Annotated in this window: 12 protein-coding genes; 4 read left to right on the plus strand and 8 right to left on the minus strand. The window is 65.5% G+C overall.

Features of this window, described 5'->3' with window-relative positions:
• Positions 1-122: 122 nt before the first annotated feature.
• Positions 123-662 (plus strand): hypothetical protein, encoded by a 540-nt coding sequence (locus ACQ4MJ_RS03060; RefSeq protein ID WP_055400622.1) that lies wholly within the window; start codon positions 123-125, stop codon positions 660-662.
• Positions 663-676: 14 nt separating this feature from the next.
• Complete coding sequence (locus ACQ4MJ_RS03065) at positions 677-1996, plus strand: tetratricopeptide repeat protein (protein ID WP_431150128.1); 1320 nt, start codon at positions 677-679, stop codon at positions 1994-1996.
• Between the two features lie 261 nt (positions 1997-2257).
• Here ACQ4MJ_RS03065 and ACQ4MJ_RS03070 read toward each other — a convergent pair whose 3' ends face one another.
• The 8 genes from ACQ4MJ_RS03070 to ACQ4MJ_RS03105 all read right to left on the minus strand — a co-directional run bounded on the left by ACQ4MJ_RS03070 (position 2258) and on the right by ACQ4MJ_RS03105 (position 10252).
• Positions 2258-3310, minus strand: a complete 1053-nt coding sequence (locus ACQ4MJ_RS03070) for a c-type cytochrome (protein WP_431150125.1) — start codon at positions 3308-3310, stop codon at positions 2258-2260.
• Positions 3311-3490: 180 nt separating this feature from the next.
• Positions 3491-4561: an ABC transporter substrate-binding protein gene (locus ACQ4MJ_RS03075; RefSeq protein ID WP_431150123.1), complete on the minus strand. Its 1071-nt coding sequence runs from the start codon at positions 4559-4561 to the stop codon at positions 3491-3493.
• Positions 4562-4611: 50 nt separating this feature from the next.
• Entirely contained in the window at positions 4612-5769 is a 1158-nt protein-coding gene (locus ACQ4MJ_RS03080; RefSeq protein WP_431150121.1) for an NAD(P)/FAD-dependent oxidoreductase, read from the minus strand.
• On the minus strand, positions 5766-7166 hold the full coding sequence (locus ACQ4MJ_RS03085) for an FAD-dependent oxidoreductase (protein WP_431150119.1): 1401 nt from the start codon (positions 7164-7166) through the stop codon (positions 5766-5768). Before ACQ4MJ_RS03085 ends, ACQ4MJ_RS03080 begins: the two co-directional genes overlap by 4 nt.
• On the minus strand, positions 7163-7459 hold the full coding sequence (locus ACQ4MJ_RS03090) for a (2Fe-2S)-binding protein (RefSeq protein WP_228896682.1): 297 nt from the start codon (positions 7457-7459) through the stop codon (positions 7163-7165). The genes ACQ4MJ_RS03085 and ACQ4MJ_RS03090 overlap by 4 nt, the downstream gene beginning before the upstream one ends.
• Before the next feature lie 15 nt (positions 7460-7474).
• Entirely contained in the window at positions 7475-8269 is a 795-nt protein-coding gene (locus tag ACQ4MJ_RS03095) for an ABC transporter permease (protein ID WP_121505723.1), read from the minus strand.
• Between the two features lie 4 nt (positions 8270-8273).
• Positions 8274-9146: an ABC transporter permease gene (locus ACQ4MJ_RS03100; RefSeq protein WP_055400638.1), complete on the minus strand. Its 873-nt coding sequence runs from the start codon at positions 9144-9146 to the stop codon at positions 8274-8276.
• Positions 9143-10252, minus strand: a complete 1110-nt coding sequence (locus ACQ4MJ_RS03105) for an ABC transporter ATP-binding protein (protein ID WP_056061266.1) — start codon at positions 10250-10252, stop codon at positions 9143-9145. Before ACQ4MJ_RS03105 ends, ACQ4MJ_RS03100 begins: the two co-directional genes overlap by 4 nt.
• Before the next feature lie 285 nt (positions 10253-10537).
• Here ACQ4MJ_RS03105 and ACQ4MJ_RS03110 point away from each other — a divergent pair, with 285 nt between their 5' ends.
• Both ACQ4MJ_RS03110 and ACQ4MJ_RS03115 read left to right on the plus strand, forming a co-directional pair.
• Positions 10538-11386 (plus strand): IclR family transcriptional regulator, encoded by an 849-nt coding sequence (locus ACQ4MJ_RS03110; protein ID WP_055400641.1) that lies wholly within the window; start codon positions 10538-10540, stop codon positions 11384-11386.
• Positions 11387-11418: 32 nt separating this feature from the next.
• The gene (locus ACQ4MJ_RS03115; RefSeq protein WP_431150115.1) at positions 11419-12051 is read left to right on the plus strand and encodes a GNAT family N-acetyltransferase; all 633 of its coding nucleotides are present in this window, start codon (positions 11419-11421) and stop codon (positions 12049-12051) included.
• Positions 12052-12194 lie beyond the last annotated feature (143 nt).

The raw sequence follows: 12194 nt of genomic DNA on the forward strand, positions 1-12194 counted from the left end.
CTGCTGCGATGACACGGAAGGTAACAACTCGTTCGCAGCCCCCGCGCGCCAAGGCTGGCGGGCAGTGCGCACAAACCCCACCGGTATACTGCGCCGCAAAATAAAGCGGGAGAGAGGGAATCATGAAAAAGATCGTCTTGTTGGCGGCCTTGTGCGCGGGCGCCTGGTATTACTTTGTCGGCGGGCGCACATTGGACGAAAAAATGGTGCGCGCCTACTACGACCAGAGCGCGCACGCCCTCTACAAGCGAGACGCTGAGCTGATGTGCAAACAGCTCAGCAGCAAGGCCATCATCCAGGACGAGACGGTGATGAACGGCCAGACGCAGCGCAGCACACTCAACCACGACCAGCAGTGCGAGGCCTTCAAGGCCAGCATGCAGATGTTCGAGCAGATCGGTGACCGCATGGGCGGCATCCTGACGGTCGAGTTCGAATTCCACATCGACAGCATAGAGATCGAACCGGGCCGCAAAAGCGCCAAGGTCAAAGGCACCAGCCTGCTGAAGATGGGAGAAACCGTCATGCAGTTCAGCTCCACCTTCAACGAGCAACTCGTGCGCGAAATGGGGCAAATGAAGCTCCTGCGCTCCGACCAGCGCACCGTGGTGCGCATGGCGGGCGGGCGCGGGATGTCGCAGTCCGACTTCTTCTCCAAATAAGCCCGGGGCACCCCATGCAGCGCGAAACCGCAAAGACGCCCCGTCCGTTCTGGCACCAGATCAACACCTTTTTCGCGTTTCCGCTGCAACCCAAGCCGCTGATGTACAGCGTGCTGCTGGCGCTCTCCAGCCTGCTGTTCAAGCTGATCTTCTTTGTGCCCGACGCCCTGGGCATCCTGATTGTGGAGATCGGCATCCTGCTGGCCGCATCGCGCTACGGATTCAAAGTCACGGCCCTGGGCTCGCGCGGCATCTACAAGGCCGAAGACTACCCTTCCGAGCTGGACCCGGACTGGAAGAACCTTCCCTGGAAGCTGTTCGCCATCCTGATCGTGCAAGCCATGGCCGTGGGCTGGCTGCAGCGCCTGAACCCCGTGCTGGGCACGCTGGCCTGGCTGGCCATGTGTTTTTTGCTGCCCGCCACGCAGATCGTGCTGGTGCAGACCTGCAGCTTTACCGAAACCCTGAACCCCGCCAACGCCTGGAATGCCGTGCGCACCATTGGCTGGCCCTACCTGCTGCTGTGCCTGTTCCTCTTCCTGCTGAGCCAGGGCGCCTTCATCGCGCTGGGCATGCTGGTGCCTATCTTCAAGGGCTGGATCCTGCTGCCCATCGTCAACTGGCTGCTGATCTATTTCAGCTGGGTCATGGCAAGCCTGCTGGGCTACGCGATGTACCAGAACCATGCAGCCTTTGGCATTGACCTGCTGCCCGGCGCGGGCCTGGACGACGACGGCGCCCCTGTGGACCGCCGCAGCCCCCGCCAGATCGAGCAAGACGCCACCGACGCACACGTGGCCGCACTGATCACCGCGGGCGACATGGTCGGCGCCCTGGGTGTAGCCTACGAAGACCAGCGCACCCGCAGCGACGAAGTGCCCGCACAGCGCCGCTACCACCGTGTGCTGACGCTGGCCGAAGGCAAAACCGCCACCCTGCTGGACCATGCCCAGCGCTACATCCCGCTGCTGCTGCGCTCGGGCCAGGGCGGCGAAGCGCTCAAGGTCTTTCAAACCTGCCGGGCCCAGGACGCCCAGTTTGCGCTGCAGGACGCCAACGCCACCCTCAACCTGGCCAAAGCCGCCTGGAATGCCAACAACGCCAAAGACGCGCTGGCCCTGCTGCAGGGCTTTGACCGCCGCTTCAAAAACCACGACAGCGTGCCCGCCGCCTATGAACTGGTGGCCCGCGTGCTGCTGCAAGGCATGAACCGCGCCGACATGGCCCTGCGCGTGCTGGCCACGCTGGAGTCCCGCCACCCAGACACCGAGGCCACGCGGGAAACGCGGTGGCTGCTGCGCAACCATGTGCCGCAGGGGGCGGCGGGGGGTTAAGGGTGCTATGGGGCTCTAGCGCTTATCTATTAAGCGTGAGCAGCTATGGTATTGATAGTGGCTTCCGGATGTTCGCTGAACCGGCCGGGCCTATGCTCTGAACAGGCACGCCTCACAAACCAGCAAGCCAGCCCAGGCTTCGGCAAGCTCGGCCCGAACGGGCGGAGCACATACCCGCGACCACTATAAAAATAGTAGCGACTAGCGCTTGATACATAAGCGCTAGCGGCTCAAAACATTAAAAAATCCAAGGCAAAAACATCACCCCGGCATCCGCAACCCCGAAGACACCGAAGGCACGTTCGACGGCCGATGCTGCGGCCCCTTTGGCTGCTCCACCCGCACCAGATGCGCGTCTGCAACTCCACCGTTCAGCCCCACCTCCCCACTGGCCGGTGCATGGCCCACGCCCGCCCCGGTGCCCCCCGCCTTGGCAAGGGCACCAGGGGCTGTCAAGAACAGGTACAGCGCCTTCGCATCCACATCACTCAACTGCCCCAGCGACTCAAACGGCATCACCTGGATCGGTGTGCCATCCGGCCGCTTGCCAGTGCGCAGCATCGCCACAAAGCTGGCGGCATTGGGGTAGCGGGCCATGGCGCTGTTGGCGCCGGGGCGGATGTCGGCAGCGGCGGGCCAGTCCGGCGGGCCGCCCGGGATCTTGCCGCCCGACAGGTCTGCGCCGTGGCAGCCGATGCACATGTTGGCCACATACTGGCCGTTGGCCACCGTCACACCCGCAGGCACGGGGCGCGATGGCGCCAGCTGGTGGTCGATGCGCGCGGCTGCGTCGGGGATCGCGCCCAGGCCGTACAGCACCCAGGCAGGGCGGGGCAGTTCCACCACGGCCTGCGTGCCCTCCTGCGGCTTGAACTGGCGCACGTAGGACACCAGGGCATTCAGGTCGTCGTTGGTAAAACGGTTGTAGTCCTCGCTCGGCATCACCAGCAGCGGGCGGCCATTGGGCTTGACGCCGTGGCGGATCACGCTGTTCCAGTCTTCGGGCTGGTAGCGGGCCACCACGCCAGCGGGGGTGATGTTGGGGCCCACGATGCGCGTGCCGTTGCCATCGTTCACAAACTCGCGGCCCGTGCCTTGCGCGCCGTGGCAGTCGGTGCAGCCGCGCGACGCATACAGGTACCGCCCGCGCTCAATGGTCTGCGCGTCGGTGGTGTAGGCCACGGGGCGCGGCTTGATGTCGATGTAGCGGTTGCGCTTTTGCTCGGCCAGGTACAGGCCGCTGGTGGCTGTGGCCACAACGACCACGCCCAGCAGCAGCGCGCCGCCTGCGGTCCATTTGATCCAGCGTTTCATGGTGGTATCCCTCTTCTTCGAATGAATGGCAACTGAACGAATCAGCGTGTTCAGGCGCCGGATTCTGGATTCGAAGAAGCGGTTTGTGACACCCTCCTGCCGCAGGGCGTGGCGCAGCCGGTGACATTTGTCACAAACGCGCCGCCAGTGTGGTGCGGCGCGCGTCAACGGCCCCGTTGCTCAGCGCTCGATGGTCTTGTTCCAGCGCGTGTTCCAGGCCGGGCGGTTGGCGTTGACGCTGTCCCAGTCCAGGGTCACGGCGTTTTTCATCCACTGGTTGATCTTGGCCACCTGCTCGGCGCCTTCACCCACGGCCGGGGCCTTGGGGTTGGTGGGGATCTGCGCGCCAAACTGCAGCACGTTGGCCTGCGCCAGGGGGCTCAGCAGAAATTCGGCCAGTTTTTGCGCCAGCTCGGGCTCGCTGTTCTTGGCGATCACGCACTGGCCTGTCATCAGCACCACCGAGCCTTCCTTGGGCTGGGCGTATTCCACCGGAATGCCCTTGGATTTGAGTGCAGCCACGGCCGTGGGCGTGAGCGGGAAGATCGCAGCCTCGCCCGTTTGCACCATCTCCGAAATCTTGGCCGAGCTCGGGATGTACTCCAGCACGTTCGGGCCGATGGTCTTGGCCCAGTTGTTGAAACCCGGCTCCACGTTCTTGTCGTTGCCGCCCTGGATGCGGTTGAACATCAAGAAGCCGTGCAGCCCGAACGATGAGGAGGGCATGGACTGGAACACTACCTTGCCCTTGTACTTGGGGTCGGCAAAGTCCATCCACGAGGTGGGTGCGGCCCAGCCCTTTTCGGCAAACATCTTGGTGTTGTAGGCGATGCCCGTCATACCCACGCTGACTCCGCTGGCCAGGTCGTCCTTGAAGCGCGCGGCGGGGTAGATGTCGTTCAGATGCTGGTTGGGCTTTTGCTTTTCGCACAGGCCCATGCCCATGGCGCGCACCATGATGCCGTCGTCCAGAAACATCACGTGCATCTGGGGCTTGTCCTTGTTGGCCTGGGCCTTCGCCAGGATGTCCGAGGACGTGCCGGGCACCACCACCACTTTCACACCATGCAGCTTTTCAAACGCCGGGAACACGTACTGCGTGTACGCCTTCTCCATGGTGCCGCCGTTCATGCCGATGTACAGCGTCTTGGTCTGCGCGGTGGCGGTGCCTGTGGCGGCCACGGCGGTCAGTGCAGCGGCCGTCACAAGGGCGCGGCGGGTGCGGCTGGCAAAGCGGGGGGAGAAGGTCATGGTGGTTTCCTTTCTGGTGGGGAGGGGAGTTTTTTCGGTGGCAAACGGGGTCAGTGGGCAGCGGCAGTGCTGGCCACGTCAGCCACCGTCGTTGGGAGAAATCGCTCAATCGCAAAGGCATCAATCGGCGTGGTGCTGCGGCCATCGCGTGCCAGCTCTGCCAGCACCTCGCCCACACCGGGGCCAATCTGAAAGCCCGCACCGGCAAAGCCAAAGCCGTGGATCAGGCCGGGCGTGGTGCTGCTTTTGCCCAGCACGGGCTGGCGGTCGGGCAGATAGCCTTCGGTGCCGCTCCAGGTGCGGATGAAGTGCGCGTTCTTCAGTGCGGGCAGCAGCTCCACGGCCTGCACGGCCAGTGTGGCGATGGCGCTGCGCTCGGAGCGGGCGCGGTCGGTGTCCAGCGCCAGGCCCGATCCGCCGCCCATCACCAGATTGCCGCGCGCCACCTGTCGGCAGTAGATGCCGCCGCCCTCCACACCCAGGCTCCAGTGCATGAAAAAGGGCAGGGGCTCGGTCACCGCCATGGCCGGATGGCCGGAGTGAATGGGCACGGCCTCGCCAAACTGCGCGGCCAGCGCACCGGCCCAGGCACCAGCGCAGTTGATGAGCACGGGCGCACGCACCGCCACGGTGGTGCCGGAGCGCACGGTAAACCGTTGCCCGTCGTGCTCCACCGAGGTCATCGGTGTGCGTTCCAGAATCTGCGCACCTGCACGCCGTGCAGCCAGTGCAAAGGCGGGCGACACCAGGCGCGGGTTGGCCTGGCCGTCATCGGGGCACAGCGAGCCACCCACGGCGCGCCCGCCCAGCCAGGGGCAGCGCTCGCGCAGTGTGGTGCCGGAGATGAGCTGTACCCCCAAGTCAAAGTCGCGGCTCATTGCTGCATAGGCCTCCAGTGCAGCCATGTCCGCCTCGCTGCGGCCAATCTTGAAGTGCCCGCTGCGCTGGTACTCGCCATCGGTACCAATCAGCGCGGGCAGATTGGCCCACACCTGGTGCGCACGCTGCGCCAGCGGCAACTGGCTCACAGGGCGGCCCTGGCGGCGCACGCCCCCGTAGTTCACGCCGCTGGAGCGCGAGCCGCACAGGTCACGTTCCAGCAGCACCACGGCCACGCCTTTGCGGCACAGTGCCAGCGCGGCCGATGCGCCCATGATGCCGCCGCCCACAATGGCAACGTCGGTGTCGATCGTTGGGGTGGCGGTCATGCGCGGGCCTCCGCCTGGGGTTGCAGGTGGATGGGAATCGGCTTGATCGGCGCCTGTCCGCGCAGCCGTCCTACCGTGTCAATCGGCTTGCCTGTGGCGTGGGCCAGAATTTCTGCAGCGGCCACACCGCACATGCGGCCTTGGCAGCGGCCCATGCCCACGCGGGTCAGGGCCTTGAGGCGGTTCATCTCATCGGCTCCCGCATCGCGGGCACAGGCGCGCAGCTCGCCGGCCGTGATGTTCTCGCAGCGGCACACCACCAGCGCATCGGGGGCGTGCGTTGCCCAGTCTGAAGGGAAGGGGAAGGCGCGCTCCAGCCCTTGGCGGAACGGCATCAGCTTCATCAGCTTGCGTTCCAGCTCAGTAGTGCGTACCGCATCGACCTTCACGCCATGGTCTGCCAGCAGCGCCAGCGCAGCGCGCTCGCCCGCCCATTCGGCCGCATCGGCGCCCATGATGCCCGCGCCATCGCCCGCCAGATACACGCCGGCCACGCTGGTGCGCCCTGCGCTGTCGCGCTCGGGCAGGTGGGCGCGGTGCATCGGGGCCCAGGCAAAGCGGCAGCCCAGCAGGTCTGCCAGTTGGGTTTCGGACCGCAGGGCGTAACCAAAGCCCACGGCATCGCAGGGCGCGGTGTGTTCGGTCTGGCCGTCAGTCCACACCACGGCATTCACCCGCGTTTCGCCCTCCACGCGCAAAGGCCGCACGCCGGTGTGCACCGCTACGCCATGCGCGCGCAGCCAGCCCACGTAGTACATCCCTTTGGCCAGCACGGCGGGTTGGGTGAGCATGCCGGGCAGGGCGGCCAGCTGGTCGGCAAATCGGGCGGTGTCTAGCACTGCAGCCACCTTCACGCCCGCCTTGGCGCCTGCCTTGGCATATTGGTACGCCACCAGGTACAGCAGCGGCCCGGTGCCCATCAGCACCACATTGCGGCCGATGGTGCAGCCCTGGAACTTGAGCGCCACCTGAGCGCCACCCAACGTGTACACGCCGGGCAGCGTCCAGCCCGGCACGGGCAGCACGCGGTCGGTGGCGCCGCTGGCCACGATGAGTTGGCCGTAGGGCACCGTGCGCGTGGTCTGTGTGGGGCCGTGCAGCACATCGAGCTGGCCGCCCTGGGCGTTCCACACCAGGCTGTTGGGTTGGTAGTCGATGTGGGCGGCCAAGCCATCCAGCGTGCTGTGCAATGCCGTGGCGCGTGATGCTTCGGTGCCGTACAGCGTTTGCGAGCTGCGGGCAAAGTGGGCGGGCGGGCGGCGGTAAATCTGCCCACCGCTGCGTGCAGACTCGTCAATCACCGTGGGCCGCACGCCATGCGCCACCAGGGTTTGCGCCGCACGGATGCCCGCAGGGCCTGCGCCCACGATCACGGGTTGCAAGGTGGGGGCGGTCATGCGGCCCCTCCGGTAGTCAGCTGCATGCCCGCCTGGATGAAGGTGGCGCAAGACCGTAGGCGTTCGCCGGTAGCCGTCATCACCCAGCAGTCCTGGCACGCGCCCATCAGGCAAAAGCCTGCGCGCGGCTCGTGGCTGAACTCGTTGCGGCGCAGTTGGGCGCGGTGGGTGAGGATGGCGGTCAGCACCGTGTCGCCTTCGAGCGCAGCGGCGGGTTCGCCATCGAGCACGAAGGGCACTGGTGTGCGGTCTTTTTCGGCCACGCGGTGGAGCAGAGGTTGGCTGGAACTCATGGTTGCGGTGCTCATTTATTTCCGGCCGACCAGAACGCGATCGAGTCCATACACCCGGTCGAGAATCACCATCGCGCAGGCCGTCAGGGCCACCATCAGTGCCGACACCGCCGCCATCAGCGGGTCAATCGACTCGGTGGCGTACATGTACATGCGCACCGGCAGCGTCACCGTGCTGGGCGAGGTGACAAAGATCGACATCGTCACTTCGTCAAAGCTGTTGATGAAGGCCAGCAACCAGCCGCCCGTCACGCCGGGCAAAATCATCGGCAGCGTGATGCGTGTGAACACCGTGGCCTGGCTGGCACCCAGCGACAGCGCGGCATGCTCGGCACTGCGGTCAAACCCCACCAGTGCGGCCACCACCAGCCGCAGCGTGTAGGGCGTAACGATGAGCGCATGCGCAAACACCAGCCAGCCAAAGCTGCCCGTGCCCCCCAGCAGTGCAAACAGGCGCAGCAGGGCCACACCCAGCACCAGGTGCGGAATGATCAGCGGCGACAGGAACAGGCCGTTGAGAAAGCCGCGCCCCGCAAACTCGTAGCGTGTGATGGCAATGCCCGCCGGCACGGCCAGCACCGTGGCCAGCGTGGCCGATGCCAGCGCCAGCCACAGGCTGTTCCAGAACGACTGCACAAAGTCCGAATGCGCGAACACTGCCTTGAACCAGCGCAGCGAGAACTCAGTGGTGGGCAGCGTCAGCGTGTTGTGCGGCGTGAACGCCACGATGCACACCACCAGCAGCGGGGCGAGCATGAAGGTGATGACCAGCGCGTTGAACGCGAGGGCCAAAGGTCCGTTCTTCTGCATAACTTCAGCCCAACGCTTTCTTGTACCGGCCCTCAACCAGCCGGTTGTAGCTCAGCATCACCACCAGGTTGGCCACCAGCAGCGTCAGCGCAATCGCTGCGCCCAGGGGCCAGTTCAGCTCGTGCAGGTATTCGTCGTACACCACCGTGGCCACCATCTTCAGGCGCCGCCCCCCCAGCAGGCCGGGGATGGCAAACGAGCTGGCCGCAAGGCCAAACACGATGAGGCTGCCGGACAGGATGCCGGGCAGCACCTGCGGCAACACAATGCGCCGCAGCGTGGTGAAGGGCGTGGCCTGCAGTGAAAGGGCGGCGTTTTCCACACCGGGGTCTAGCTTCTGCAGCGAAGTCCACACGGGGATCACCATGAAGGGCAGCATCACATGCACCAGGGCGATGACCACCGCGATCTCGGTGTAGAGCATCTTCACCGGGCCGATGCCAACGAGTTGCAGCGCGCCATTCACCAGCCCCTCGGGGCCCAGCAACATGCTCCAGCCAAAGGCGCGCACCACCACCGACACCAGCAGCGGCGCAAGCACCGCCAGCAGCAAGATGGAGCGCCACGGGTTGCCCATACGGCTCAGGATGTAGGCCTCGGGCGCGCCAATCAGCACGCAGATCAGCGTGACCAGGCCCGCAATCCAGAACGTGCGCCAGAAGATGGTGTGGTAATACGAATCGGTGAACACATGGGTGTAATGCTCCAGCGTGAACTCACCCGCCTTCACCCCGGTTGCCGGGTCGAACGCGTTGAACGACAGCACGGCCGTGAGCGCCAGCGGCACCAGCAGCAGCACCGTGAACAGCACCAGCGCCGGGCCGGACAGCCACCAGGGCGCAGCCTTTTTGTGCAGCAAGGTGGTGGCCAGGCTCATGGCGCCACCTCGGCGGCGGTGTCTTCGGCCTCCAGCTCGGCCAGGGCAGTTTCATCGGCGGGCAGCAGGCGCATGCAGTGGTCGGGCCAGTCCACGCCCGTGCGCTCGCCCTCGGCCAGCGCAGCGCGGCCGTCGTTGGGCGCCAGCACCATCAGGTCGCCCACGGGGGTGCCCACACGGTACAGCCACTGGCTGCCCAGGAAGAACCGCTCGCACACCTGGCCATCCATCCGGCCCTGCACGGCGGGCACCAGTTGCACTTTTTCAGGCCGCACGCTCAGCAGTACGGCGGCGCCGGGGCGGTAGCGGGCACCGTCCACCTCCATCGTGAGGGCGCCCACCTTCACCTGCGTGTGCGTGCCATTGGCATGCGTTACCTGGCCGGGCAGCAGGTTGGCCTTGCCCACAAAGGTGGAGATGAAGCGCGTGCGCGGGTGCTCGTACACGCGATGCGGGTGATCGATCTGCGTGGCGCGGCCGGCCTCCATCACCACCACACGGTCGCTGATGGACATGGCCTCGCTCTGGTCGTGCGTGACCATGATGGTGGTAGTGCCCACCTTGCGCTGAATCTGCCGCAGCTCAAACTGCATCTCCTCACGCAGCTTGGCGTCGAGGTTGGACAGGGGCTCGTCCAGCAGCAGCACGGGCGGCTCGATCACCAGCGCACGTGCCAGGGCCACGCGCTGGCGCTGGCCGCCAGACAGCTCGCGCGGGTAGCGCGTGGCATGCTTTTCCAGGTGCACCAGCGCCAGCGCCTGGGCCACGCGCTCGGCGCGTTCGGCCTTGGGCACCTTGCGCATCTCCAGCCCAAAGCTCACGTTGGCCGCCACCGTCATGTGCGGGAACAGCGCATAGCTCTGGAACACGATGCCCAGCCCGCGCGTGTTGGCCTTGGCGTGGGTGATGTCCTTGCCATCGAGCTCGATGCGCCCGCTGGTCACAGCCTCGAACCCCGCCACCATCTGCAGCGTGGTCGTCTTGCCGCAGCCCGACGGGCCCAGCAACGACACAAATTCACCCTTTTGCACCGTGAGGTTCATGGACTGCACCGCGCAGGTGCTGCCATAGAACTTGGTCACATCCGTGAGCTTGAGAAACGACATGGCGAAAGCCTTTCCGGTAGTGGCATCGCACGGTTTGCCTAGGGGCCGTGCGTGCCACCTGCTGTGGAGTTGCATGGATGGGCTGCGGGCCTTCGGTGTGCTTGCACCGGGGTGGTGCAAGTGCCGCACAAAGGCTGGAACAGCCGCTCGATTCAATTGAATCTATTGCAATAAACAAACCAGAATGCTTCGGGTATTCCATTAAACAGAATTTTTATTGAATTTATTCCGTTCAATGAAATATGATGCCGTCAGTTTGATCAACGAATTCCACAGGAGCGAGGTATGGAAGCCGCATCCACCGCCACCGGCGGCGTACCCCGGGTGTTTGCCGTCATCCGGGCCCTGTCGGCCGTGCAGGCCGAGGGCGGGCGAGTCACACAATTGGCGCGTGCTGTGGGCCTCACGCAGGGCACTACGCACCGTTTGCTGCAATCGCTGGTGGCAGAGGGCATGGTCGAGCAGGACGAGCGCAGCAAGCTCTACCGACTGAGCATGGACTTCTTCGCCCTGGCTGCCAAAGCGGGCAACCCCGGCGACCTGCGCAGCCTGTGCCGCCCCGCGCTGCTGCGCCTGTGCGCCAGCCTGGGCGACAGCATCTTTCTCTTGGTGCGCAGCGGGTTCGATGCCGTGTGCCTGGACCGCAGCGAGGGACCCTTCCCCATCCGCTCCTTCACCGGCGACATCGGCGGCCGCGTGGCCCTGGGCGTGGGGCAGGGTGCGCTGGCCATCCTGGCCTTCTTGCCCGAGGCCGAGCGCGAAGAGGTCATCCGCTTCAACCTCTCCCGCGTGCGCGAGTACGGCGTGTTTGACGAGGTCTATCTGCGCACCGAGATCGAGCGCGTGCGCCAGCTGGGCTACGCGGGCCGCAACACCGGCTTGCTCGAAGGCATGGCCGGTGTGGCTGTGCCTATCCTGGACCGTGAGGGCCGTGCAGTGGCGGCGCTGAGCGTGGGCACCATCTCTGCGCGACTGAACGACGACCGACTTCCCACGGTGGTGGAGTTGCTCAAGCGCGAGGCAGCAGCCATTGGGCCCAAGATCAATCCATTTGATGCCACCCTGCGGCGGCCCGCGCAAAGCCTGTCGAGCGTGCGCAACGACCACGCCATTCAGCCCGCAGAGCAGGATTGAAGAGTTAGACACGACACGCAGGCCCACACCCCATGTCCGCCACAACGCACCCGAATTCGCCGTCGCTGCACGCCCACCCGCACGCTTGCGCAGCACTGGCCGAGGCATTGTTCAACGATCCGTTCTACCAAGCCGTCACCATCGACCATGCGGCCAACACTGTTCGCCGCCTGCAGGTGCTGGCCCACTACTGCGCGCTGGCCATGGACGAAGCCCGCGCCGTGGGCGACGTGCAGGTGGCCGACCTCCACGGCGCCGCACTGTGGATCACACCCCACGCGCCAGCCGCAGACAAGGCGCAATACAGCGCCCAGCGCACCCGCAGCTTGCGCCAGTTGCTGGGTCCGCTCGGGTTTGACCACTACCAGCGCATTTGCGCCGCCATGGAAGCGCAGGTGCCTGCCGATCTGCACAGCGCGTGGTACCTGTCGATACTGGGTGTGCACACCGCCGCGCGTGGCCACGGGTTGGCGCAGCTGCTACTGGCACCCACCTTGGCCAAGGCCGACCAGGCCGGTGCATCGTGTTTTCTGGAAACCTTCAACCCCTTGAGCGTGCCGTTTTATAGCCGCCTGGGTTTCACGCGGTCGGTGGAATGTGTGGAGCCAATCACCGGCAGCACCTATTGGCTGCTGGTGCGCGGTGCCGCCGTGCTTGGCAGGTAGCCAGCGTTCACGGCGCCGCTGTTGCCAAGCCCGGGTAACCTAACGCCCGAAAACGCTTTTGCCGTCTTGCCTTTGCCTGCATGCTTGCTGCACACCCACGGAGGCTGCCTTGCAACGCACACCATCCGCATCAACGTCGCCTC

Source organism: Acidovorax facilis, assembly GCF_050626955.1.
Taxonomy (GTDB): domain Bacteria; phylum Pseudomonadota; class Gammaproteobacteria; order Burkholderiales; family Burkholderiaceae_C; genus Acidovorax; species Acidovorax facilis.